The sequence below is a fragment of the Candidatus Omnitrophota bacterium genome (genome assembly GCA_028717245.1).
GTDB lineage: Bacteria > Omnitrophota > Gorgyraeia > Gygaellales > Profunditerraquicolaceae > JAGUYA01.
Genome location: JAQUOD010000003.1, coordinates 118999 through 143004, shown reverse-complemented (window position 1 = coordinate 143004; position 24006 = coordinate 118999). Strand labels below are relative to the sequence as shown.

Sequence of the window (24006 nt, the reverse complement as noted above, 5' to 3'; positions counted from 1 at the left end):
CAAATTCTGTGTACGAAGGATAGGATTATCAAACATTTATTTAGAATAATTTTCATCGTATTCTGGTTTTCTTTGGTATCTTGCCATTCCTAAAATACTTATCAATCCAGCCGCTTTTTACGCGCTTTCTGGAATCGAAATGCGCCACATACGGCTTAATATCTAAAAGCGGCGTTCCGTCAAGTATATCCACTTCAGAAAAAGTAATATTATTGCCTTTAACCTTTCCCAGCTTCACAATTGAAAATCCGATATGATTCGGCCGATGCGGGCTGCGTATAGCGAATATCCCATGCTCCTTATCCTCAAGGAATGGCCTGCCCACAAGCCGCTCTTCTTTTGAGCGGTGAAAATAGTAAATTAGTATAAGATATGAAAATCCCTTGATATCTTTTAGACCCGCCCGATATTCAGGGAAAATCTCTATTGTGCCCCTGACGCCTTTCTCAAATTTGCCCTGGATGGGAATACCCTTAGTCTCTCTATAGGGCGTATGGATGATTCCAATGGGCTTTAGTTTAAGCTCTCCTCTCAAATCTTTTCTCCTGAGATTACCACAAACCCACCCCGGCCAAAGCCTTTCTTAGGCTTTTCAACTGAATTTATTTCATCCGGGAATTTATATATCGTTTGATAATACGAAACTCTGCCGAAACCTGACATCTTAAGTAAATCAGTAACTTCTTTCACGCCGAAAAAATGAGCCTGCCTATAAAATAGACTCTTTTTCCTTTGATAAAAATTGCCTAAAAAACTATCCTTATCGATAATTCCAACAATAATCTTACCACGATTCTTTAAAACCCTTTTTGCCTCTATCAATACCTTAATGGGATCTTTAACAAAACACAAAGTAATAATAATAGCAACATAATCAAAAATGGAACTGTCAAACGGTAATCTTTCTCCTTGAGCATGGCGTGCATCTATACCTCTTTTTTTGGAAATTTTAAGCATATTTTCAGAAGGATCGACTCCGTACTTTATCCCTAATCTAGAAGCGAATCTGCCTGTACCAACGCCAATTTCCAATCCCTCACCTTTCTTAGGTACAACTTTTTTCAGTGCGCCAATTTCTGATAAATAAGCAAATTTATGCCTATTATACCATACGTCATATTTTTTATAATACTTATCGAAAATATCGCTCATAAATCCAAATCTCCGAACCAGCCGTCAAAAAAACGCTTAAGATGCTCATATTCCTCTTTTGACATAATATTCTTCTTAACATCTTTTTCTTTAAAAGAAAACCTGTAATTCGCGCAGTAACTTGTGATAATATCCTTTGCGTGGTTTATCTTCTTAAACATCTCTTCGCAGTGTTTCTTATCCTTCTCCTTGCATCTATCAGGATGGTATTTAAGGGCTAAATCCCTAAAGACATCTTTAATCTCTTCCATGCTTGCCTCTTCACCTAGCCCTAAAATCTTCCTTGCTTCATTAATCTGCTTAAAATCCATCATAAAACGCTCTTGTGTTATTAATCAGATGTATTTCTTAATCGTAGTTTCCAGCTCTGCCTTAGGTAGCGCGCCTACAATTTTATCCACTGCTTCCCCATTCCTAAAAATCGCTAACGTTGGTATGCTCATAATACCATAGCTGGAAGCTGTCTTGGGAGCCTCATCCACATTTAACTTACAAACCTTCAATTTTCCTTTGTATTCTTTGGCAATCTGCTCAATTACCGGAGCAAGCCTAAGGCAAGGGCCACACCATACTGCCCAAAAATCTACCAGAACAGGCAAAGTTTCTTCCAACACCTCCTGCTTAAAATTGCCGTCATTTATATCAATCCCCATCTTTTACTCCCTTCTCTTTACGCTCAATTTCTATGGACTCAACAAAAAATTCCTTATCCATCTGGATATTAACATCCGCGCTATTGCAAAAAGGACAACCGAATACCCTCTTGGTAATGCGGGTGCTACGTTTGCAGTTTTTGCACTCTAACAGGATTTCAAGGGGCAGAACTTTAAGCAGCGCATTCTTAAAATTCTCACCTTTAATCAACTCATTAAAGGAACCTTGCAAGGTTTCAGCAGCAACATGGCTAAAAGGGCTTAAGCGAACATTGACTACGGCCTGCCCAGTAACCTTTTCTTTAGCCAATTTCTCTTTTAAGACTGCAAATATTTCGTTAATGAATCTTGTCTCGTGCATAGAATCCCTTTACACAGCCGCGGTAACATATAAATATTTAAGTAACCGCGTACCTATATTTTTAACATCATGCAAAGTATCAGGCGGAATATATAACACTATCCCATCCTTTAAGATAAAATGTTTATTTGCGATACTGACCTGCGCTTTGCCATGTAAAACAACTAAGACCTCTTCTTTGCCCCCTGTATTATGAATTCCTACGGTATCGCCTTTTTTAATGGTCATAAATCCCGAAGATAAGCCTTTTTTCTTGCCGGATTTACCAAATATACGCTTAAACTTCTTTCGGCCATCAAGCTTCTTAACAAAAGGCCCAATGTTTTTCATAAGCTCTTAGCAGCAAATATAATATAAGCTTTCTTAAATTAACCATGCGGCTTTACCCTTTCAAAGATTTACTTTATCTTATCGCCTTTCACAAATAACAAAGGAAAAACTATATCGCTTACGCAGCAAGGAAGCCAAACTGCTAAAAATAAAAATATAAAAATAGTAACATATGAAAACCAGCTTAAAATCACTATTTTTGCCATAATTATATGGAACAAAGACGCCCAGGTACTTAACAACACATGGCCGGCATGGGGAAATTTTGTTCTTGGTTTAAAGTAAGCAATCACTATGCCTAAAATGGCCAAAGGGTTAACCAGCCACCATTTCTCAATGAAACCAAGGTGTATTCCCCTATTAGGCATACCAAGCAGGGATTCAGCCACGTAAGGAATAAGGGAATCGCTGATAGTCGCGATACCCACGGATCCAACATAGCCTATTATAGTTAAAGCCCAAAAATTACATTTTCCTTTGATGCAATTAGCGCTTATGCTGGGGCACGTATGAAGTTTATACATTGCCGCGGTAACTAGTGCGCTTAAAAACACATGCAAGGGATGAAGCACATAAAAAATATTATATGAAGCCTCGTAAGGCAGCTTCAATGTAAACGCCATGATAATTATTCCAGTAATTGTGCCGAATATCGTAAAAGGAGCGTGCGTCTTTAATTCTTTTAAAATGTTATAGGCCATTTTATTAGACCTCTATCTCCTGCCCTGCTTTTATAGATACAAAATTCTCCGCATAGTATTTTTTAAAAATATCTTCCGCTACCTCACCGCTGCAATGCGTAGGCCCGGCTTTTATTATATTCAGCTTTTTGAAATTCTCGGCTACTATTTCTATTGCCCGTTTATCTGATTCCATCAGGTGAAATCCACCCAATACAAAATAAACAGGCTCAACAGGAAATTTAGCCTTTGCCTTTTCTACCATTTTTAAAATCCCGGGATGTGCGCATCCGGTAATTATAGTAAGCCCATTATTCGTTTTTAATACGATTGCCTGCTCAGGCATGTACCTTCCACGAAAAGCGCCGGGTATTTCTCCCGTAATATAAATATCCGGCGCAATCTCTATAATTTTTTGAACTTCAATAAGGTCTCCTCCCAACTCTTTTACTTTATCTTTAAATTCTTTGCCGAAACCAGGGCAGGAATACACCTTAAACCCCTCTCTTTCTTTGAGTATATCCCACAGCCCTCCCCAGTGATCCCAATGGTCGTGAGAAATTACTACCGCTTCAATCTTGTTTATATCAACCCCTAAAGAGCGCATATTTTGAAGTAACCATTCCCCTTTTTCGCCAGTATCAAATAATATTTTCTCGTCAACTAAAAATGATACGCCCCAACCAGTACGAAGGCTATTTTCCAAAGCACCTTTATCAAAAATCACTTTTATCCGCATTTTAAAAACCGCCTTTTTAAAATAGAATTAACCTTTTTAACTTGCCTGCCGATACTCTTAAGCAGCCGTCTGATAATCTCATCCTTTACAGACCCCGTCTCCCGAGCAAGGCGGAGTATCGCATCGCTCTGTTCTGCCGCAGCAGGTTTTGCCTCCCTGCGAGCCTATTATATGACTACCGTTAGAAATAAAACTCTGAGAGAAAATCTTCTTTAATTTTTTACTTCCGCACGAACTGCACTTAATTTCTGCCTTTTCTTGCCCAACGCCTGTAAGGAATTCGCTGATTTTTCCGCAATCCCTGCACTTATATTCATAAATCGGCATATCGTCTATTTTCCCTTCTTGCATGCAGCTTTAATTTAAATTTTTCTACTAGGCTTAAATAGTCTATGATTAATTTGCCGCTTAAATGGTCTATCTCATGCTGGAGCACTCTCGCCAAAAGCCCCTGTGCCTCTAATTTTATAACCTTTCCCTTTTCGTTTAATCCACTGACAATAATTTCGTCCGGCCTATCTATAACCACGCCTACGCCCGGGATGCTTAAACAGCCCTCTTCCATCTTATCTAACCCTTTTGTTTTCAGAACTACAGGATTAGCCAATTTGATTGCGCCTTCGCCAATATCTGCAACTATCAAATTTTTGGAAATTCCAATTTGAGGCGCAGCCAAACCAATTCCCGCAAAATGCCGCATTGTAAAATGCATCTCTTCAAAAAGCCTTGCTTCTGTATCTGTAATATCTTTTATCTCAAGCGCATTCTTTCTTAAAACGCTATCCGGATATTTTTTTATTTCTAATGGCTCCATTTTTCTTTAAATTGTAAAATAAAACTATATTTCCCATCTTACATCCGGTTTCCCTGGCTACCACCGGGCATTTCACCATAAATAAGAAAAAAATAGGTCTTTTTTCGTTTGATAGAGATTCAAAATTACCCTGGCCTTTACTGATTATCATATCCGCGCTTTTATAAATTCGTTTGAATTCTTTTGAGCATAAAGCAAGAATCGTTCCCGGAGCGCCTGTGCCGTTAGAAATCACCTGAGCCGTCTTATCGATCCCACAAACCTTGGCATCTTCAAATAGCGCATCGTTTATAACGGGTTTTTCCTTTACGGCATAGTAAATGTTTTTATCCAGATACTCTTTTTTTATTTCTTCGACTAAAACCCGGTCAAATACCACCTCTCCTGCGTTATCAGCCAGATATAAAATATCCCCTGCCTTCTTTAAAGCCCGTCTGAACTCTGCGTAATGAAATATAGATTGTCTATAGATAACCTTATTTTCCTCTGCGAGTATCTTTTTTAACTCCGTTTTTACATTCAAGCTATTCTTTACGCCAAAATCTATGATATTACCGGCGATAGCCAACTCCAGCGCTGTCAAAAGCCTGTCCTGGGAATGATTGACTTTATTCCTTAATTTGCCTAATAACCTTAAAGCAATGCGATTGCTTTTTTGTTTTATCTTTTTATACGGATCTCTATTAGGGGTTATCTTTCTTAAAAGAGCGTACCCAAACCTAGCTATTTCAGGAGGGCTAGCTTCAAGCGATATCTTCGGAATTTTGCGGGCAAATTCATCTATAATCTGTTTTTGCTGTTTTGGGGTTGTCCGGACAATCCGGCTGCCTTCCAGCGCTTGCCGAAAGAAACAAGGGATGCAATCTAAATAAGTTTTCATGATTTTATTTTGTTTTTATCGTCTAAAATAATTACCTGGGGTTTTATCAACTCTGCCTGGCTATCTTCTACTATTCCGTACGCAATGATACAAACTCTATCCCCTACTTCCGCCTGACGTGCTGCCGGGCCGCAAAGAACGATTTGTCCGCTGTTTTCCTCTTCTTCAATCACGTATGTTTCAAAACGCGAACCATTATTGAAATTTACTACCTGGACTTTTTGGTTAGCCGCAATATCGCTTTTTGCTAAAATCGCCCTATCAATACCAATACTCCCCTGGTAATAGAGCTCCTTTTTAGTAATTATTGCCCCGTGAATCTTCGATTTTAAAATCTCTACCAGCATTATATTATTTAACCTTCCCCCTTCTTTTTAATGTTTCCTCATCGCTTAAAGAAACAATGCTCTTTTCCGCCCTCTCATCATACGCACAAACTACATTAATCCCCTGGCAAGAGGCAATAAAATTACCCTTTATCTTAAAAATTTCTTCTTTCGTTAATGCCTTGATACCGCATGGCCTTAACGGCGTATTAACTTGGATTTCATCCGGTTTGATATAATTTGCTAAATAAACATACTTACTAATATACACTTTATTGTTTTCCATAAACATTACCTGTAATGCTAATTTCCCCCCATAGCTTTTCCTGAATTTTTTTATACCATCTAAAATGCTGCCGAATTCTACTTCATTAGCAGGCCTATTAATTTCCTGCAAAGATTCCGGGGAATAGGCATCTAACTTGGCAACAACAAAATCTGCCAAAGCCAGTTCTTCCCTTGCTTTATTTGTCCCCATTAAAGAACTATTAGTTAAAACTGCAATCGGCTCTTTACGGACAAGTTTTACCGCTTTTATTGCCTCGCCTAAATTTGCCGCTAGAGTAGGCTCTCCCCTGCCGGAAAAAGTAATATAATCTATATGCGTCTGAGGTAACATCTCTAATTCTTCTATAATCTTTTCAACTGGAACATAAATTTTTCTTTCAATTGTGTGCTTTTTAACCGGGCCAAGTTGGCAATAAACACAATCAAAATTACAGATTTTTTCTTCCTGCGAAAGCAGATCTATGCCTAAAGAGCTCCCCAGCCTCCAAGAGGGCACCGGGCCGTAAATATATTTAAACACAGGTTTCATTGGTTATCCCCGACGAATTCTTTTATTCTAGCCACAATCTCTATAAACGCTTCGGCAGACTTTGATTTATGTTCAAAGGAAACAAACGGCGTCCCTTTATCGCCAAACTCGACAAATTCCGGTTCAAACGGCACCCTTCCTAAGAACGGAATTTTCAACTCTCGCGCCGCCTTTTCGCCTCCACCTTTCTTAAAAATATCTGTTTCAGTATGGCAATGCGGGCAGATAAACCCGCTCATATTCTCAATGACGCCTACAACCGGTATTTTAATCTCTCTGGCAAATAAAACGCTCTTTCGTGCATCAAGTATGGCAACGTCTTGAGGTGTAGTCACAATGATTATGCCGCTTACATTAGGGACCAACTGACAGGCGCTTAATGGTTCATCCCCCGTCCCCGGAGGCGAATCAATAACCAAATAGTCCAATTCTCCCCAATTCACATCGCTTAAGAATTGCCGGATAACCGCGGACTTAGCAGGCCCGCGCCAGATTATCGGCTGATCCGGGCTATACCCCGAAAGGGCGATGCTAACAGCTTTAAGGTTTTTGCTGACCTCAACCGGCTCTATTCCGGATTCAAGGGCAAAAATTGATTGTTTCTCAATCCCGAGCATCTTGGCGATATTAGGTCCGTGAAGATCGATATCTAAAATGCCAACCATATTACCGGAAAGCGATAACGCATACGCAAGATTTACCGCCACCGTTGATTTACCCACCCCGCCCTTGCCACTCATCACGATTAAAGGATGCCCTATTTTAGATATCCTCTCTTTAAGCCGCTTTTCCTGCACTGAATATTCCGCTTCTCTAGATTCCATATTTGTCTTTCATTCCGCTACCGTTTATTTATTAAGACATAATTTCTTTCGTCACTATAATCTCTTGCCTTGCTCATTAGTCTTACATTTTCAAGTTTCCCAAGTTCTTTAAGTTTATCGTAAATAAGCGACCAAACGCAATCCCGCTCAGGGTCAACTTCGCACTTTCCTCTATTAGTCCCGCCACAAGGGCCGTTACGCAGGCCTTTGGGGCACCGCGTCACCGGACATATTCCTCCGGTGCTGCCGAGAATACACTCTCCGCACATAAGGCATTTTTTCTCAAAACGGTCTTCCTGTGGGGAAAGCCGTATTATCTCTCCCTGAAATAACGTATCATTTGCCGGATATACGGGCTTTCCTGTCACTTCCGCTATGGCCTGCGTGCCTCCGCCGCAGGCAAGGCTGATAATTGATTCTGCTGCGGCTATTTCTTTTTCTTTACGCCTGAGAAGCTTTTTTGATTCTAAAAGATAACAAGCCGGATTAAGAATATCCCAACCGGTTACTTTTTTACCTTTAGCACTAAACAACTCAGATAACAGTTTTGTTTCAACCTCTCCTCCGGTTTTACAGGTAGTCGCGCAGACAGCGCAGCCAACTAAAAAAACAGCCGAATCATTTTTAATATAATCGAGAATCTCCTCTATCGGTTTTTGTTTAGTTATAATCATGCCTTTAATAAATAATCCGCTATCGCCCGGTAAAGCGTGCTTACAGAAAGTATCGAACAATGCAAGTGGTCTTCCGGTAGCCCCTTTAATCGTTTAATCACCTCTCCCGCCGAGATATTTAAAGCCTCATTGACAGTCTTGCCGTAAGCCAAATACGCAACCATTGCAGCGCATGCCCTGGTAGCTCCACATCCATCTGCGTAATATCTGATATCGGTAATCCTTTTATCTTCTATCACCAGGTAGAATTCCATAGAATCTCCGCAAGGCCCTTTTAAATATGAAGAAGCTGTGGGGTCATTCATCCTGCCAAAAAACTTAGGGCTATTTAAAAGACTTATTACTTCCGTAGGATAGCCGAGGGTTCCCTCTTTGCTACTTGAATTCTTCATATAAATTCCCTCCCGAATGTAATATTTCTATATGGCCGCGTATTCGCTTTTATTTTCAAGTACGGGCTCCTTCCGGGAGCTAACCGGTAATTTAGACTCGTTGATAAATACCTTGGAATCCCCCATATGAACACATTGCCCGTTCAGCTCATTTGAAAAAAGGTATTGCTTATGGATATCCAAATTCTTTATAATTTCTTCTTCCCGGGAATACATTGAAACAAAATCTATGCCTTTTTTCGTTAAAACAAAAACAGGTATTTGCCGGGATAGCTGTAATACGGCCAAATGCCCGATCATACGACGTATATCAAAAGAAGCGCAGCTCCACACCAGATCAGCGTAGTCACGTATCATATTGATTTTGTTTTTAGATATACCGGTCGTACATACCGCTAAAGAAATTATTTTAACGCTGTCTTCTTTTTCTAATGAACGGAATACTTTTAAGTCCTCGGCTGAATGGCCGCATACAGTAACAGCAATAGTCTTATACCCGGCTTTTATCGCATCCTCAACTCCCCGTACCTGATTAATAAGCGCGTTTTCAAATACTACCCGACAGCCGGAATTTTTAAGATTATGGATAATCTCTTTAATGGGCGAGGTTAACAATAGACTATTCATTCGGGCGCCAATACCCTGGACGACTTCCGGCTTATTCGTAACCACTGTTCCTGCCCCTTCACACACTACAACCGCCGCGTCAACGGCCTTTTTTCTTAACGCAAAACTGATCATCTCTGAGGCGCCATACGGTATTGCAACACCATCAGATGAAATCTTTCGTTTATACGTGAAAAAACCGTAGTCTCTTATTTTTGACTCAATCGCTTTTTTTATGGCATTTTTAAGAGCTTTCTTGTTATTACCCGAAATACCACTAAAATCCCTGTATAAATGCTTTGCCAATGGGCAAAAAGTAAGTGTCGGCTCGGTAATATTGATAACCTTTCCGTAAGACACGCTCACAAAAGATGAAAAATATTTTAATACGTGTATATCCCGCTTATCCATAAGAGCCTTATTTTAAACTTGCAGCTTCTCCCAAATCCTAATAATCTCATCTTTAACAGGAGTGTCTTTATATTCCATAATCGTCTTACCCTCTACCATAGCTTCTACTACTGCTTTATCAAACCCGACCTTGCCGATCAATGGAATCCTGTTCTTTGCGCAATATTCCTCAATTTTATTTGACATTTCCATATTTAAATCATATTTATTAATTACCATCTTAGACGGAACGTTAAAGTGGTTCGTTACTTCTATAACTCTTAACGCATCATGAAGACCGGATAGCGTAGGTTCAGTTACTACTACTGCGCAATCTACGCCAGAAAGCGAAGCAATTACCGGACAGCCTATACCAGGAGCGCCGTCAATAATTACCCAATCGAAATTTGCCTTCTCTGCCAGGTCTTTTGCCTGCTTTTTCACTAGAGACACAAGCTTGCCTGAATTCTCTTCAGCTATCCCAAGCTTAGCGTGCACCATAGGGCCAAAGCGCGTCTCGGAAATAAACCACTCTCCGGCAAGGTTTTCCTCCATCTTTATGGCGCCCACCGGGCAAATATGGCTGCAAAAACCGCACCCCTCACAAGGCACATGATCAACTACAAAGCTGTCGCTTATGGCGTTAAATCTACAGGCTGCGATGCACTTGCCGCATTGCTGGCAGATTTTTTTATCAATTGACGCGCTTAAACCGCTTCTAAAGTCATGGCGTTCTTTGATTTTTGGCTGCAATAATAAATGTAAATCTGCCGCGTCAACATCGCAGTCAGCCATAACTTTATTTTTCGTTAAAGCGGCAAACGCTCCCGTAATTACTGTTTTACCCGTGCCACCTTTCCCGCTTATCACAACTATCTGCTTCATATAATCTTATCCTCGTTATATTTTCCCATACACGTCCTGAGCTGCTAACACTATGGGGAACATTGTCGGGGCGCTAGTCAAATAAGGATGCGTCGCTACTTGCAAAGTCTCCAATTCCGTGGCCGACATGCGCTTCTGAATCGCAACACCTATGATATTTATCATCTGCGCGCAGGACATACCGCAGCTTACCTGCCCTCCCAAAATGATCCCCGATTGCTTGGAGAAAATCAGTTTTATCTTGCCCTTACAGGCACCCGGCAAAGAAGCGGGATGTTTATCCACGCCGTCGATACTTCCGACGACAATTTCAAAACCTTCTTCTCGGGCGGTTTTCTCGGTAAGCCCGGCCGAACCTAAAACTAATCCATCGATGTACGTCGAATACACCGCAATAGTCCCCTTATTTTCGCGGATTACCTTAATCTGGTAAAGATTAGCACCCGCAATCCTGGCTTCGGCCGTCGCGGTAGAAGCTAGCATTACAGGAATTGCTTTACGGGTATAGAAATCACGCTTACAGGCACAGTCTCCGATGGCGAAAATATCCGGGTCCGCTGACGAACGCATGTACTCATCGGTCATAATACCTTTACAGGATCCGATCTCTAATCCGGAGTCTACGGCTATTTTGACGTTCGGCTTTGAACCTACCCCAAGAATTACGCCTTCGATCGGAAGCTCTCTTCCGTCACCAAGCTTCACCTTTTCGACTTTATCCTGTCCGATTATTTCCTCAACCTTAGTATTGGTCAAAACAATCACTCCTTTTTCCCGCAAACGCGCCTCAGCAACTTGCGAAAATTCCGGATCAAAAGAGTTAGCGAGTATTTGCGGAAGCATTTCTATTAAGACAACGTTAATCCCTTTGATTTTAGAAAGCTCGTCGGCAAACTCGACGCCGATAAATCCTCCTCCTATAACTAACACATTTTTGCACTGCTTAATCTGGTTTATCACGCCTTTTAAATAGCCCATTTCTTTATTTATAGGATATACCCCTTTTTTATCCACTCCCTTGATAGGTAAAATTATCGGAGTTGAGCCTATCGCTAAAACTAATTTTTCATAGGAATACGTATCTTTATTTCTTGTTTCTATAGTCTTATCTTTACGGTTTATGCTTACGGCGGAATCAACAACAACCTCAACATTATTTTTTTCAAGTGATACCATCCCTAGCTTATTTTCTTCGGGGTTATCGAGGCTAACGAACATATAGGGAATTCCGCAGGGGATAACTCCATTTGCGATATCTTTCATCACCAGGATACTTTTGTCGGGATAGTATTTTCTTGCAGTTATGGCGCATACAACTCCCGCAGGGCCCGCGCCGATAATAAGAATATCTGCTTTTTTGTTCATAGATTCTCCTATTTTCTCAACAATTCCAGCATTATACACATGCTGTGGATCACTTTTATATCGTTATCATGACAAAATTGTATAGCATCTTGGCTTTCCGCGCCCGGCTGAAGCCATGCTTTTTTTATGCCTTTTTGCAGGCATTCTTTTAAAATGTTTTTCGTCACTAAAGGAGGCGTAACTATATTAGCGGCATCCACGCTATATGGAATATCGCTTATAGTCTTATAGCAGGTCCTGCCTTCTATCTCCTTTAAGCGAGGATTAACGGGAAAAACCTCATAGCCTTTTTCAATCAAGTTAGCTAAAATCCTATAAGCAAATTTTTCTTTATTCCTAAAAGAGCCTATTACAGCGAACCGTTTTTGCTGTAAGAAATCTTTAATTAGATTTTCCATGTTTGATTTTATTAAAAAAGCTCTGAAAATCTTTTTTAGATTCCGGGAATGCCTTAACCATGGGTTCTCCCTTTGAATAGGCCATGGCTATTTCTTTTCTAAAGGGTATTCTCATCAATACCGGAATATTTTCCTTTTGGCAATACTCTTCGGTTTTATTATTTCCTAAATCCGAGCGATTGATAACTACACCGAAAGGAATCTTTAATTTCCTTAGAACTTCTACAGCTAAAATCAAATCATTTAAACCAAACGGCGTAGGCTCGGTAACTAACACGCAAAAATCACTGTCCTTAACCGAAGCAACTACCGGACAGGAAGTACCCGGAGGAGCGTCAATGATAACGGTTTTATCAAGATTTATCTCTTCTTTAACCTGCCGGATAAGTGGCGGAGACATCGCTTCGCCGATATTGAGCTTTCCGTGAACAAAATCTATCTTCCCGCAATTGCCTAACTCCACGACACCAATCTCTCTATTTACTTCTTTTATCGCCTTTTCCGGGCATAATGCGCTGCAAGCGCCACAGCCGTGGCAAAGATGTGGAAAAATTAAAGTATTTCCTTTTTTACTATCCGAGGAAGGTAAAACCGCTATGGCATGATAAACACAAACCGTGGCGCATTTACCACAATAATTACATCTCGATTCATCGATTTCTGGAACAGGTATGTAAGCTTTCTTTTGCTCCTTAATGGCTGGTTTTAAAAAAATGTGCGCATTGGGTTCTTCAACATCACAATCAATAAACTGCACATTATCTATGGATAAAGCCAAATTTACCGCAACTGTTGTTTTTCCTGTCCCGCCTTTTCCGCTGGCAACTGAAATAATCATATTAATTGATGGTACGTTATTAAAACTCCCTGAAATTTACTGCTTGCCTTATTAATTTTAAAACCCTTCTTTATTAAATATGGCTCTATATCAGCCAGAGTGGTTTTACTGACTTCGTGTTTTCTCCCTTCGCTGGCATGGATTTTATCCATTAATGCCATTCCTTCCTTGGTAAAATCGCTTAAAATAAGCTTTCCCTCAAAGGAAAGTAGGCGGATTAGCTCATCAAGGACTTTATAGGGATTTACCAAGTGGTGGAAGGTGTTTATTGAAAAAATTATGTCGAAACTCTTATCTTTAAAACTTAAGGATTCGCCATTCTCAATACGAAAATCTACCAACTGGTCAAGCCCAAAATATTTTAGATTTAGCCGCGCGAATTTCTGCTCTTCTTTGGAAATATCAAAGGTAGTAAATCGGTAGCCTTCTTTAGCCAAAGCGAGCGCAAAATGGCCCTTACCGGTTCCGGCTTCCAATATATCGCCATAAAGAGGCTGGGCCTTCTCGATAATAAAGGCCCTTTCCTGGTCAACATCGCAGCCAAAACTTTTATATAGGGTTTTTCGCTCGAGATATTTTTTGTGGTTTTCTAAAACTTCTTTATCCAATCCATCCTTCCCGCACCATTCTTATCCCGCATTTAGGGCAATTCATCGAAGAACAGGGTGTGCCTGCCTGATGCACAACTTTAGTCCCGCAGCTTGGGCAGACGCAATTCCCTCCTGGCCCTGCTCCTAAACGGCCGCCGCTCCCGCCTGCCGGACGGGCAGGCATTCTACCACGGCCTCTTCCTATGCCCCTTCCCATACCTGGGCCTTGACCTAAAGGGCCAGTTCCATCGCCTCTTGGCATACTAATCACCTCCTAATCATGCTCTTTAAACATCTTGTCTTGCGTTGAATCATTCTTTCTAATCCATTCCATAAGCATTGCCGCGTGCTCTTTTTCCTCATTCATATTATGCGCAAGAAGCTTTTTCAATGACTCATCATCGGTTGCGTCAACCCGCTCCTGATAAAAATCTACTGCTTCAAGCTCTTCCCTCAGGGATTTTCTTGCTCTTTCTAAATCAACATGCTTAGGATCCAACTTTTCTAACGGCTCAAAAAATGGCATACAAATCACCTCCTCTTTTGTTTATAATCTCGAAGCCTGTTTTTTTAACGCCTCTGCCTTATCCGTCAATTCCCAGTTAAAACCTGCGTCATCACGGCCAAAATGCCCGTAACAGGCAGTTTTCCTATAAACCGGCCTGAGTAATTTTAGTGAATCAATTATACCCCTTGGCGTAAGCTTAAAATTTTCGCGAATAAGCTTAACCAGTTGCTCATTAGGTAATTTCCCTGTGCCATAGGTTTCTACATAGACAGAAAGCGGCTCTGAATAACCGATAACATAAGCCAACTGAACAAGAAATTTCTCAGCAAGCCCTGCGGTAACCATATTCTTAGCGATATAACGGCACATATAGGCTGCGGAACGATCGACCTTTGTAGGGTCTTTTCCTGAGAATGCCCCGCCGCCATGGGCGACGGTTCCGCCATAAGTATCCACAATTATTTTTCTGCCGGTCATCCCGGTATCGGATTGCGGCCCGCCGATTAAGAATTTTCCCGTTTGATTAACATAATATTTTGTATTCCTATCTACCAAACCTTCTAAAATAGGCTTAGCGATAACGTCAATAAGCTCTTGACGCGCCTTTGAAGTTATATTTTTTCCTGTTTTGTCCAAGATAGTATCGGTATGCTGACAAGCAAGCACAACTGCGTCTATCCGCTTAGGCTTGCCATCGTGATATTCTACCGTTACCTGCGATTTGCAATCCGGGCCAAGATATTTTAAAATACCGGCTCTGCGCACATCGGCCATGCGTTTAACCAATTTATGCGCCAGTGTTATCGGTAGCGGCATATACTCCTTGGTCTCATTACAAGCATAACCAAACATAATCCCCTGGTCTCCCGCCCCTCCGATATTCACTCCTTGCGCGATATCAGGAGATTGGCTATTAATGGTATTTACAATAGCACAGGTCTCGTGATCAAAACCATATTTCGGGTGGGTATAACCTATTTCTCGAATAATCTCACGGGCAAGTTTCTGGATATTAACATAGGCGGAAGTCATAATCTCCCCTCCAATAACCAGAAGCCCCATTGTAACGTAAGTCTCGCAGGCAACTCTGCTTTTTTCATTATTAGGGTCAAGTTTTAAGACTTCATCTAATACCCCATCTGATATCTGATCGCATAACTTATCCGGATGCCCCTCTCCAACTGATTCGGAGCTAAAAAAATACTTATGCCTATCCATCAAACCTCCTAAATTGAGATTGCCTCATTCGGGCACTGATTTACGCACGCGCCGCATTCCACGCAATCATCGCTGATAACCGCCTTTTCTTTTTCTATCTTTATAGCGTTTACAGGGCAAATATCTTTGCATGTGCCGCAACCGTTACATTTCTTTTTGTCTACCTTCGCTGCCATAAGCTGCTCCTTAACCAGTTACTTTACGCCAATCTATCGCCGCAAAGGCGGCGGGCGCACCTGCCGATTCAATACGGCAGGATGCATAATAGGATTGAGTGCTATTATTTTTTCTTTCCCGGCATTCCGGCATGTGAACCAACACTGGGGCCGGAAACTGCCTTAAATTCTCCCTTTTTATATTTCTCAATTACTTCTTTTACCGTACCTGATGCGCCGGTAAAAATTTCTATGCCAGCAGCCTGTAAAGTCTGAAAGGCATTAGGACCTACATTTCCCGTAATCACGGCCTTTACCTGTTTTGAACTAACTAACTGCGCCGATTGAATCCCCGCTCCTCCCATAGATTCGGTATTCGGATTTACAATAACCTCAAATTCTAAAGTATCGGTATCAGCAATAATGAAATATTGACACCTACCGAATCGCGGATCTACCTTAGAATCTAAACTGCCGCTTTCTGAAGTAATGCATATTTTCATATATTCTCACCTCCCGAATGATCACAATTATCTTCGTGCGGATGGTCGCATATCGACTTATCTAAACCATACCCTTTTCCCACACCGGGCTTGCAAAGGCTTTCTCCGCCTTCCAAAGTACCCTTCTTAAGCTGTTCCACCACATCATCTATCTTTCCACTTATCCCTACAATCGTCTTGATGCTATATTCCTCAAAAAATGAGGTTGCCCGCGCTCCCATACCTCCGGCAACAATACAATTTACGCCTTTTTGATGCAGAAACTGCGGGATAGCCCCCGGCTGATGCCCGGGATTTGCCACTTCCGTCCTTTTGGTTATCTTGCCATTTTCAATATCGATAAGAGTAAAGGAAGGGCACCTGCCAAAATGGGCAGATACAAACTCTCCATCTGTAGATATAGCTACGCGCATAATTCCTCCTTTTAAAAAATAATCAGAGTGAAGGGATAAAGCTTATTTTCATCCCCTCACCCCATAGCAGCTATTCATTCTTTTCTGCCTGAACTTTTTCTAACGCCTCGATACGGGCCTGGACATCTTCAAGCTGTTTTTTTAAAAAATCTGCTTCATTCTTTAAGATATCCGCTTCCTGCTTCGAAGTCATTTCCGGAGCATAAGGATACGCTCCGCCAAAAGCAGGCATCCCCATTGAGGCTCTTTGCCAGCCAGGAATACCCGTGGCATAATACAAATTGCGCCACCCTCTTCCGCCGCCACGACCATAAAATCCTCTTCCTCTGCCAAAATAACCCCTGCCGGGAATCGAATTCATATAGCCGGGCACCGAATATCCAGCGCAGAAACCTGCCGCTCTTCCGGTCATGGGACCTAATCCCATCGGCCCTGTTCCGTCTCCTCTTGGCATATTAAGTACCTCCTTCCCTTCATTTTTTTGAAGATCATCGTTTTTAGAATCTAATTTAATCACACAATACCCCATCCCTCTTCCGGTAAACGGCCCTTTACCTAAAGGGCCAGTACCGTCAAATCTTGGCATAACCTTTACCCTCCTTACACTTAATGAAAATGATTTTCATTTAGAAGTAAAAAAATATAGCGGCTATTTTTTACCGCTACAATCCTCGCACAAACCGTAAAACTGTATCAGATGATTTGTGATCTTAAACTTATACTTTTGCCCTAAGCCTTTTTCGGTCTGATTGAGCAATTCAACCTCATCGTCTATAAAATCGGTGTAGTCAATCACCTTATTGCACTGGGTACAGACTAAGTGGTGATGGTGGTGTGCCCCCTTAGGCCCTTCGGCAAACTCATAGCGTGAACGACCGTCTCCGAAATCAAGTTTATAAACCATACCAAGGCCTGATAATACATCTAATGTCCGGTAAACGGTAGTCAAACCTACGTTAGGATGCTTCGGATGTATCTTCAAGTATATATCTTCGGCGCTTAAGTGGCCTTCGGCCTTCGATAAGACATCAAGGATAGCCTCCCGGCCCAGGGTAAGCCTATAGCCGCAGCCTCTGAATTTACCGTGCCACCACCCTTGCCCTCTACATTCGCTTCTTAGCATATCGCTCCTTATTGGGAATGGTTTTCATTATTAAATATACACTATTCTGATTTTTTGTCAAGTATTTTTTAAGGTGGCCCCGCTCGGGCAGTAATATTCGATAAAGGGGCGGACTCTCTGTAAACAGCTATTTGTAAATTTGAGAGGTATCCCCGCTAAGGACGTCTAGAAATACGGCGCGACAGAAAGACTCTCTGTGTCAGGTAAGAAAATTAGAATTGTGCCATTAGCGTGCCATTAAGAATCAATGTTATATAAAACTATGCAATCTTTCCAAGCGTCCCTAAACGAATAAAAGGGACGTAAACCGCTTCATAACTTAACCAATTACGCCTAAATAAAGCAAAACGAGAGGCTTACTGAAACCTCTCGTTTTTATATGGTGCCGAGGGAGGGAGTCCATCGTGCTTATTTCCCTAACCCTCTGTGTTTTAATGTATTAAATATCCAATGCTTTTATTGTCAATGGATTAGCGAGTCTGGATGTTGCCTGATGTTACCCTTTGTTTCCCGATGTTTTTCACTTGGATGGGCACATTTTGGGCACAGAAGTATCTTATTTTATAAAATTACAAATAAAAAAACAGAAGTAATTAACCACTTCTGTTTTTATAAAAACCGTGACAAATGACTACTACTATTAAGCTGTTTTGAATAAATCTGCAATACGATCCTGATGATCAACAACTTCTTTCGACCATTTTCTTAGAGCCGGAGAAGTTGACTCTTCTTGCAAGAATATGCTTGCGTTCCTTTTGACCATATCAAATAAATCCTCGACCACTGCATCGCGATCAGGACCACAAGCAGATACCTCAAATTCAGGGCAAAAAGCCATAGCCCAACCGTTAATCTGGACAGTTGTCAAGTTCAGAAATGGTTTCATTTCTTCGTTTTTAGTCATATTGTGATAGGATAGGATGTACTCTATTATATAGTATCTTTTCTCACTTTGTCAAACTAAATTTCAACCATTCTTCTCGTAATACTCTCCTTAAAAGTCCCTATCAGTTTACAGTCTGGAAAGTATTTTTTAACCTCTGCGATAAAAGAAACAACATTTGCATCAAGATAAGCTCCAAAAAACTCTAAGAAGAAAAGTATGTATTCCCCCGTCGGATGAGGAAAATCCCACTTTTGCGAACTTCTGAAACGATGTTTCTGAAGAATATCCAATATTGCTTTTTGTTCTTTAGCATCTTTTATCTTGAAACAAAGAAATGAATAGTCTTCCCATTCTTCTATGGTATCTGCTTTTTGTATAACAAAAAATAATGTGAAATTCTTTGTATTTTGTATGCTTTTTGCTAAAATATCCAGATCGTTTTTTATGGCAGCTTTAAATGAGCAGATTGCCGCGGCATAAGGTATTTTTTTTATATCCTCGGCTGCTCCCGCGGTGCTACCTCTTCCATCAAAACGTATTTCTGGTAAATGTTGACTTAACCAAACATCACATTGTTTAAACACATGCTCATTAGATCGTATTGATTTTACCTCATCCAAACGTAATCTGTTAGTTGCTAAGTATAAATCAATATCAATCTTATGAACATTTGTTGCTATTAAATCGGTTTTGAATAGCTCTTCTTGACATTCGCGTATATGTTCTTCATAGGGGTTAAAGAATGGAATAACACCTCTGTCTGCCTTGCCGTCGCATATAAGTTTTATAACTGAGGGAAAATTATCTTGAGGTAGGTATATTGCCGAATCTCCAAAGAGCTCATCTACAACCTGATGGCTAAAGGTTTCTTCCGGACCAAGGTATGCAATCTTTGTTTTTTCTTGAATTGTACCTTTCAAAGTTATCTCCTTATGCTGCCTTAAAATAACATAATTATGGTCCTTTGTCAACCAAGACATACGAAGCTCTCCCTCTTTTTTTCCTGCTTTTTAACCAATTTTCTATTTCTATTATCCTAAAACGAACACCTTTAGGGAATTTATAGTGAGGAACAAAACCTATGTGCGTCCATTGATAAATTGTCTTTGGACTAACTTGTAATAACTCACTTAATTGGCTTATCGTAAGTAACTTTTCCACAAGGTTAGATTTCCTTATTCTGCACTAACTTTTACTAACTTCTTTGTTTGCAATACATAACAAAAGATAACCTTAATTTTGTGCCCAAAAAATGCCCAAAAAATGCCTTTTTTCATATTCTCCCCATAAATTTGGCTAATCTAATGGTGGACAAACGCCGGTAATAGCCCATTGGTTTAGACGTTTTATTTTATCGTCTATGGATAGTTTCATTATTTTCCTTCCATACTCTGTATCCTCCATGGCCTTAACCTTCTTATTGACATCTGCTATCAACTCCTCCGTTGTCATTTGGTCTAACCTTTTGCCATTGATAATAATTTCTCCGGGGTCTGGCTGAAATTTATCCCCTATATCTTTCTCGAGCCGTTCTAATCTCTTCTCAATTCTCATCTGTGAAATTTCCGTGCTAATTTTGTTTTTTCTTCCAGATTGGCTATCCTTGTCTCGATATCTTCTAGTTCAATGCTCTTTAAAGCATAATTCAGTATATCCCTACAAACTAGGCGCCTCAAATCTGGCTTTTCATTATCAAGTAACTTAACCAATTTTTCTACAGCCTGGGATATAGCACTCTTTAACCGAGAGAGCGCTTCTTTAATAACTTCATCTCTCTGACGCTTCAACTCAACCTTAAAGGCTTCTTCTTTTAACCAAGCGTATAAAGTTCCCTTACTTACCTTAGCTTTCCTTCTGGCTTCTTCAAGGGTAGGAGAAGTAATGATATGACTGACTGTTAATAATTGCCTGTTTGACAGTTTCGTCTTTTTATCCATTTCCGTTCAATGTGGTATAGTTTAGTATAGTTTGTACTAATATCTCACGCTTGCAGGGTATCCATAAACTCAGAAGCCATATCTTTATTCCTTTCTTCAGAAAACGCCTCAAAGAATGGCATTTCCGCCATTCCCCTGTGCTTGTTGGGTATGCCTTGAAAATTTCTGCCATTCAGATCAGGTTTTTTTCTTTGCGTGCTTATAAAAAGTGGACAGCTGATTACCTTGATTTCCCTCCACTGCTTACATTTATTTATACACTGAGCACATAATTTGTTAACTCCGGTTAATCCCATATCCTTCCCCTCCTCTTAAATGACTATTATCTATATATAGAAATAAATAACTTAATTACGTTCTATTGGCCTAAGCTTTACTCTTTATTCCTACCAAGCATATCTCTAAAGCAATATCTAAATCTAAAACAAAGCCCCTGCATGCTTGTATAGGTCATCGTTGACAGAGTAAGTAGGTCAGAGCGATGAAAAATTGACAGGGGCCTTGTTGATGTCATTATTCAACTTTCCTGATAAAATATTTAGTTTTACTTTTTTCACCGGTTCTTTTTATTAAAATTGTTTCTCCTTCAGAAATCGAAGCTATTTGTTTAGCTAACTCTCTCGAAGTTCTATCCCAAAGCATTTCTTTACCATCAACGTCAAAGTGATAGCGAATACAAACTGTTTCTCCGCCATCAAAATGATTAGGGACTTCTTCTGCATAAAGAAATTTTACTTGGGTTTCTTCGCCATCAGGCAAATCAAAATATTTTGATTTTGAAGAGGCGAAACGTTTAAGTAAATCTCGGCTCTTGTTCATTTTTACCATTCCCTTTCGTTAAATCTTCTATGAGTTTTACGTATTTTTCGACAATTTTCTTCTGAACTGTTAACCCAACTTCGCGTGTTATTGGATAAACTAGATCTAATTTAGTGCCGTTATTTAAAACTTTGGTAGGATAGGTCACTCGGAAACCTTCTGAGGAAGAAAGACAGGTATAAATCGCTAATCCACCAAGATAAAAATGGCCGTTGATAACACAAGAAGCAAAAGCAACGAGGCCCTCTCTGGGTTTAACTGGAATAATTTGAACTTCGGAGACCACTATTTCGCTCATCTTCTTTAAATTTGTCCTTCCACCCTTGTAAAAGTGAAAAATCGGGTTACCCTGATTTTTAAAAGCCTGGATAAACAAAAAGGGTGAGAGTTTTTAAGCCCTCACCCTTGTAAAAGTGAAAAATCGGGTTACCCTGATTTAATTTTCCCTAAACACTACTTTTTATATATACCCCTTTCAATCTCTTCTTGTCTCCACTCTTCTTCATCTTCTGACATCATCGCTCTTTTTTTCTGTTTCGCCTCTTTAAGATCTTCGGGATGAATAATATCAGTTACGCCCCTATTAAAAAGCAGTTCTGATTGCTTCTTTTCATCTAAAGATAAATAATACTCTGCTTGGGAACAAGGCTCTTTACATTTTTGTCTTGCTTCACAAGACGCGCAACCTTTGAAATTTGATTTCTTAAGTTGCGATTTATTATGCTCTTTATATGGAATACCGTGAATCTTCCTATAAGCCGCTGCATAATCTTTTTTTGCTAAGTTTTCTGCTTTTTCTAATGTTTCATCTTTATAAAATCCTTTCGTTATCATATGAAAAACAATTTCCTTGAATTTCATTGGGGGTCTTTGGTTTCTTAGATTAAATACTTTGTATCTCCTAACCAATACCTTTACATGACATTTGTCTTTAGGAAGCTTTACTCCCGTTTCTGTTCGCATCTCATTTATCCAATCATAGATCCGGGAAACTTCGGCTAAAATTATTTCTTTTTCTTCGAAGGTGTCTATCAACAAAGTTAAATATTTTTCCTTAGCAGGCACGATCTTCCCGATTATTTCAGGAAGAGGAGTATCAATATGCACCGCAATCCCGTCTATGTTTTTAATAGATTCGTCTATCTCTATTTTACTATTAACTACTTTAAAAGATGAAGGAGATATTCCCCATTTTTTGTAGAAATTACTTATTAAATTCTTTTTATGTTGTTTTAGCTTAATGTATTCAGGATTATTTTGATGACTAATTTTATTTTTTTCGTAAACTTCCCCTATTTTTTTAAAAATACTGTGGAGATTTGTTTCAAGTTCTAAATATGCCTCAAAAAACTCGGGTTGAGATATTTTTGATAAACAGAGCGCTTCTTCTACATTGTTTAATTTTTCAAATAGTTTCTTCTTAGTCTTTAAAGCCACGTCTTCCTCGCTTTTTATATAATTATACCACAAATCGCATATACCAAATTACTACTTTAAATAGAGTATAAAGAAAAAAAACCATCTTAATGGCAAAATTTAAGCACAAAACAGGTAGAGACGCAAAGGAACGAAAGAAAAGCACTATTTGGTTGGATAGATTGCGAAGCTCTTAGGGGGGGGGACCGATTAAGACTAAGAAAATATAATATTACTTTTTGTTATCTTGTTTAGATTTATTTTGCTTCTCTTCTTGCTCAATAGCTTCTACTGACTTCTTAATAACCCCAGAGGCTTCGTTCTCGCTTAATCTCGGATTGAACGGACTGCTGTCGTCTCTCAACCGCTCCGATCTCGCTTTGTTGAGTACTTGCCGCCCCTCCGCTAACAATTGGAGCGTTTCTTGGTAATCCTTGTCCACCCTCTCCTGTGCATCTGCTTCCTTACCATTTTGATAGGCTTTTCTTATCTTTCCCTGCAATCCTTCCAACATAGAGATACCGTGAAGCGTAGCAACATTTTCATCATATCTCTTAACTGTCAATCCAATAGCTAATAAAACTAAACCCAAAAGAAAAGGGATTATAGTAAACTGGCTTGAAACTATGCTTTTAGTAGCTGGATCATATATCTCAACCGTATTGAACATTATCCCACCAAGAAAGAAATACCATCTTAACCATTTAATAAGAGTTAAGATTGGCCTTCCTATGAATCCTATCATAATTTGCTCTAAAATATTCATCTTATCCCTCCTTTATATATACCCACTTTAACAAAAAAGGGGGCGCATATTCCTACCGGCAACAGTGACGTAAATCCGATAAGACTGCATTTCCCCCTCCCCTTTCGGGGAGTAATGCAGCTTACCTTACGTCACTGTTAGAGGCCTTAAAGCCTCTTTAAGGTAAAGCTATTGGACCAGATTGTCTAACTCAATATTACCTCAACAAAGAAAACAATCAATAATAATTTGTATCAATCAAATCTCCAGTTTTTTCTTTCCGCTGGTCTCATTACTCTAGGTTTTGCTTCCCGGCGTATTATCTCTCTCGCTTCTTCCGTGCTGACCGGTTTTGCCTCAAGTACATCTCTTATGCTCACGCCGACTGCTGGCAAGCCCTGCGGCTCCCACCAGCCTTCCCATAGGCACATGTAAAAGGGACTGTCGGGTTTACTATCGTCTCGCACTAAGATACCATCCAATGTTACTGCATACCTAGAAACTTTCGTCCATTCGTATCTTTGTAATACAAAATCTTCCCAAGTTATTGGCTGCATTTTATCATCCAT

The 24006-nt window shown here is 40.0% G+C and carries 39 protein-coding genes and 1 pseudogene; all 40 read right to left on the bottom strand.

Annotation, left to right across the window (positions count from 1 at the left end):
* Positions 1-52: 52 nt before the first annotated feature.
* The 40 genes and pseudogenes from tsaA to PHV44_03010 all read right to left on the bottom strand — a co-directional run bounded on the left by tsaA (position 53) and on the right by PHV44_03010 (position 24006).
* Positions 53-535, bottom strand: coding sequence for a tRNA (N6-threonylcarbamoyladenosine(37)-N6)-methyltransferase TrmO (tsaA, locus tag PHV44_03205; protein ID MDD5592292.1), 483 nt, complete (start codon positions 533-535; stop codon positions 53-55).
* Positions 532-1152 (bottom strand): methyltransferase domain-containing protein, encoded by a 621-nt coding sequence (locus PHV44_03200; protein ID MDD5592291.1) that lies wholly within the window; start codon positions 1150-1152, stop codon positions 532-534. The genes tsaA and PHV44_03200 overlap by 4 nt, the downstream gene beginning before the upstream one ends.
* Positions 1149-1466, bottom strand: coding sequence for a DnaJ domain-containing protein (locus tag PHV44_03195; GenBank protein ID MDD5592290.1), 318 nt, complete (start codon positions 1464-1466; stop codon positions 1149-1151). Before PHV44_03195 ends, PHV44_03200 begins: the two co-directional genes overlap by 4 nt.
* A 21-nt stretch (positions 1467-1487) precedes the next feature.
* Positions 1488-1805: a thioredoxin gene (gene trxA / locus PHV44_03190; protein MDD5592289.1), complete on the bottom strand. Its 318-nt coding sequence runs from the start codon at positions 1803-1805 to the stop codon at positions 1488-1490.
* A complete protein-coding gene (locus PHV44_03185; GenBank protein ID MDD5592288.1) occupies positions 1795-2166 on the bottom strand; it encodes a hydrogenase maturation nickel metallochaperone HypA in 372 nt (123 codons plus the stop codon). Before PHV44_03185 ends, trxA begins: the two co-directional genes overlap by 11 nt.
* Positions 2167-2175: 9 nt before the next feature.
* Positions 2176-2496 (bottom strand): cupin domain-containing protein, encoded by a 321-nt coding sequence (locus PHV44_03180; GenBank protein ID MDD5592287.1) that lies wholly within the window; start codon positions 2494-2496, stop codon positions 2176-2178.
* Between the two features lie 68 nt (positions 2497-2564).
* Complete coding sequence (locus tag PHV44_03175) at positions 2565-3197, bottom strand: hypothetical protein (GenBank protein ID MDD5592286.1); 633 nt, start codon at positions 3195-3197, stop codon at positions 2565-2567.
* Between the two features lie 4 nt (positions 3198-3201).
* Positions 3202-3915: an MBL fold metallo-hydrolase gene (locus tag PHV44_03170; GenBank protein MDD5592285.1), complete on the bottom strand. Its 714-nt coding sequence runs from the start codon at positions 3913-3915 to the stop codon at positions 3202-3204.
* A 313-nt stretch (positions 3916-4228) separates the two neighbouring features.
* Positions 4229-4729, bottom strand: coding sequence for a peptide deformylase (gene def / locus PHV44_03165; GenBank protein ID MDD5592284.1), 501 nt, complete (start codon positions 4727-4729; stop codon positions 4229-4231).
* Positions 4695-5609, bottom strand: a complete 915-nt coding sequence (locus tag PHV44_03160) for an ARMT1-like domain-containing protein (protein ID MDD5592283.1) — start codon at positions 5607-5609, stop codon at positions 4695-4697. Before PHV44_03160 ends, def begins: the two co-directional genes overlap by 35 nt.
* Positions 5606-5956: an aspartate 1-decarboxylase gene (locus PHV44_03155; GenBank protein MDD5592282.1), complete on the bottom strand. Its 351-nt coding sequence runs from the start codon at positions 5954-5956 to the stop codon at positions 5606-5608. Before PHV44_03155 ends, PHV44_03160 begins: the two co-directional genes overlap by 4 nt.
* A 4-nt stretch (positions 5957-5960) precedes the next feature.
* Positions 5961-6752, bottom strand: a complete 792-nt coding sequence (locus PHV44_03150) for a radical SAM protein (GenBank protein MDD5592281.1) — start codon at positions 6750-6752, stop codon at positions 5961-5963.
* Positions 6749-7576, bottom strand: coding sequence for an Mrp/NBP35 family ATP-binding protein (locus tag PHV44_03145; protein ID MDD5592280.1), 828 nt, complete (start codon positions 7574-7576; stop codon positions 6749-6751). Before PHV44_03145 ends, PHV44_03150 begins: the two co-directional genes overlap by 4 nt.
* A 17-nt stretch (positions 7577-7593) precedes the next feature.
* On the bottom strand, positions 7594-8250 hold the full coding sequence (locus tag PHV44_03140) for a methylenetetrahydrofolate reductase C-terminal domain-containing protein (protein MDD5592279.1): 657 nt from the start codon (positions 8248-8250) through the stop codon (positions 7594-7596).
* Entirely contained in the window at positions 8247-8642 is a 396-nt protein-coding gene (locus tag PHV44_03135) for an iron-sulfur cluster assembly scaffold protein (GenBank protein MDD5592278.1), read from the bottom strand. The genes PHV44_03140 and PHV44_03135 overlap by 4 nt, the downstream gene beginning before the upstream one ends.
* A gap of 27 nt (positions 8643-8669) precedes the next feature.
* A complete protein-coding gene (locus PHV44_03130) occupies positions 8670-9659 on the bottom strand; it encodes a DUF2099 family protein (GenBank protein ID MDD5592277.1) in 990 nt (329 codons plus the stop codon).
* Between the two features lie 12 nt (positions 9660-9671).
* Positions 9672-10523 carry an ATP-binding protein gene (locus PHV44_03125; protein MDD5592276.1) on the bottom strand — a complete coding sequence of 284 codons (852 nt, stop codon included), beginning with the start codon at positions 10521-10523 and terminating at the stop codon, positions 9672-9674.
* A 15-nt stretch (positions 10524-10538) separates the two neighbouring features.
* Entirely contained in the window at positions 10539-11888 is a 1350-nt protein-coding gene (locus PHV44_03120; GenBank protein MDD5592275.1) for an FAD-dependent oxidoreductase, read from the bottom strand.
* Positions 11889-11896: 8 nt separating this feature from the next.
* On the bottom strand, positions 11897-12286 hold the full coding sequence (locus PHV44_03115) for a CoA-binding protein (GenBank protein ID MDD5592274.1): 390 nt from the start codon (positions 12284-12286) through the stop codon (positions 11897-11899).
* Entirely contained in the window at positions 12270-13124 is an 855-nt protein-coding gene (locus PHV44_03110; protein ID MDD5592273.1) for an ATP-binding protein, read from the bottom strand. Before PHV44_03110 ends, PHV44_03115 begins: the two co-directional genes overlap by 17 nt.
* Positions 13121-13732, bottom strand: coding sequence for a class I SAM-dependent methyltransferase (locus PHV44_03105; GenBank protein ID MDD5592272.1), 612 nt, complete (start codon positions 13730-13732; stop codon positions 13121-13123). The genes PHV44_03110 and PHV44_03105 overlap by 4 nt, the downstream gene beginning before the upstream one ends.
* Complete coding sequence (locus PHV44_03100) at positions 13725-13976, bottom strand: hypothetical protein (protein MDD5592271.1); 252 nt, start codon at positions 13974-13976, stop codon at positions 13725-13727. Before PHV44_03100 ends, PHV44_03105 begins: the two co-directional genes overlap by 8 nt.
* 12 nt (positions 13977-13988) lie before the next feature.
* Complete coding sequence (locus tag PHV44_03095) at positions 13989-14240, bottom strand: ferritin family protein (protein MDD5592270.1); 252 nt, start codon at positions 14238-14240, stop codon at positions 13989-13991.
* Positions 14241-14261: 21 nt separating this feature from the next.
* Positions 14262-15440, bottom strand: a complete 1179-nt coding sequence (metK, locus tag PHV44_03090) for a methionine adenosyltransferase (protein MDD5592269.1) — start codon at positions 15438-15440, stop codon at positions 14262-14264.
* 8 nt (positions 15441-15448) lie between these two features.
* Entirely contained in the window at positions 15449-15616 is a 168-nt protein-coding gene (locus tag PHV44_03085) for a 4Fe-4S binding protein (GenBank protein MDD5592268.1), read from the bottom strand.
* A gap of 104 nt (positions 15617-15720) precedes the next feature.
* Complete coding sequence (locus PHV44_03080) at positions 15721-16098, bottom strand: NifB/NifX family molybdenum-iron cluster-binding protein (GenBank protein ID MDD5592267.1); 378 nt, start codon at positions 16096-16098, stop codon at positions 15721-15723.
* Positions 16095-16511 (bottom strand): NifB/NifX family molybdenum-iron cluster-binding protein, encoded by a 417-nt coding sequence (locus PHV44_03075; GenBank protein MDD5592266.1) that lies wholly within the window; start codon positions 16509-16511, stop codon positions 16095-16097. The genes PHV44_03080 and PHV44_03075 overlap by 4 nt, the downstream gene beginning before the upstream one ends.
* A 70-nt stretch (positions 16512-16581) precedes the next feature.
* Positions 16582-16965: a DUF5320 domain-containing protein gene (locus PHV44_03070; protein ID MDD5592265.1), complete on the bottom strand. Its 384-nt coding sequence runs from the start codon at positions 16963-16965 to the stop codon at positions 16582-16584.
* Between the two features lie 70 nt (positions 16966-17035).
* Positions 17036-17097 (bottom strand): annotated as a pseudogene (locus PHV44_03065) (DUF5320 family protein).
* Between the two features lie 63 nt (positions 17098-17160).
* A complete protein-coding gene (locus PHV44_03060) occupies positions 17161-17634 on the bottom strand; it encodes a Fur family transcriptional regulator (protein MDD5592264.1) in 474 nt (157 codons plus the stop codon).
* A gap of 640 nt (positions 17635-18274) precedes the next feature.
* The gene (locus PHV44_03055; GenBank protein ID MDD5592263.1) at positions 18275-18538 is read right to left on the bottom strand and encodes a hypothetical protein; all 264 of its coding nucleotides are present in this window, start codon (positions 18536-18538) and stop codon (positions 18275-18277) included.
* Between the two features lie 56 nt (positions 18539-18594).
* Positions 18595-19500 (bottom strand): prephenate dehydratase domain-containing protein, encoded by a 906-nt coding sequence (locus tag PHV44_03050; GenBank protein MDD5592262.1) that lies wholly within the window; start codon positions 19498-19500, stop codon positions 18595-18597.
* Between the two features lie 316 nt (positions 19501-19816).
* Positions 19817-20074: a hypothetical protein gene (locus PHV44_03045; protein MDD5592261.1), complete on the bottom strand. Its 258-nt coding sequence runs from the start codon at positions 20072-20074 to the stop codon at positions 19817-19819.
* Positions 20071-20457, bottom strand: coding sequence for a hypothetical protein (locus PHV44_03040; protein MDD5592260.1), 387 nt, complete (start codon positions 20455-20457; stop codon positions 20071-20073). The genes PHV44_03045 and PHV44_03040 overlap by 4 nt, the downstream gene beginning before the upstream one ends.
* Before the next feature lie 44 nt (positions 20458-20501).
* Positions 20502-20753, bottom strand: coding sequence for a hypothetical protein (locus tag PHV44_03035; protein ID MDD5592259.1), 252 nt, complete (start codon positions 20751-20753; stop codon positions 20502-20504).
* Positions 20754-20970: 217 nt separating this feature from the next.
* Positions 20971-21276: a hypothetical protein gene (locus PHV44_03030; protein MDD5592258.1), complete on the bottom strand. Its 306-nt coding sequence runs from the start codon at positions 21274-21276 to the stop codon at positions 20971-20973.
* Entirely contained in the window at positions 21251-21574 is a 324-nt protein-coding gene (locus tag PHV44_03025) for a septation protein SpoVG family protein (protein ID MDD5592257.1), read from the bottom strand. Before PHV44_03025 ends, PHV44_03030 begins: the two co-directional genes overlap by 26 nt.
* Before the next feature lie 155 nt (positions 21575-21729).
* Complete coding sequence (locus PHV44_03020) at positions 21730-22713, bottom strand: hypothetical protein (GenBank protein MDD5592256.1); 984 nt, start codon at positions 22711-22713, stop codon at positions 21730-21732.
* 211 nt (positions 22714-22924) lie between these two features.
* A complete protein-coding gene (locus PHV44_03015; protein MDD5592255.1) occupies positions 22925-23458 on the bottom strand; it encodes a hypothetical protein in 534 nt (177 codons plus the stop codon).
* A 233-nt stretch (positions 23459-23691) separates the two neighbouring features.
* Positions 23692-24006, bottom strand: a complete 315-nt coding sequence (locus tag PHV44_03010) for a hypothetical protein (protein ID MDD5592254.1) — start codon at positions 24004-24006, stop codon at positions 23692-23694.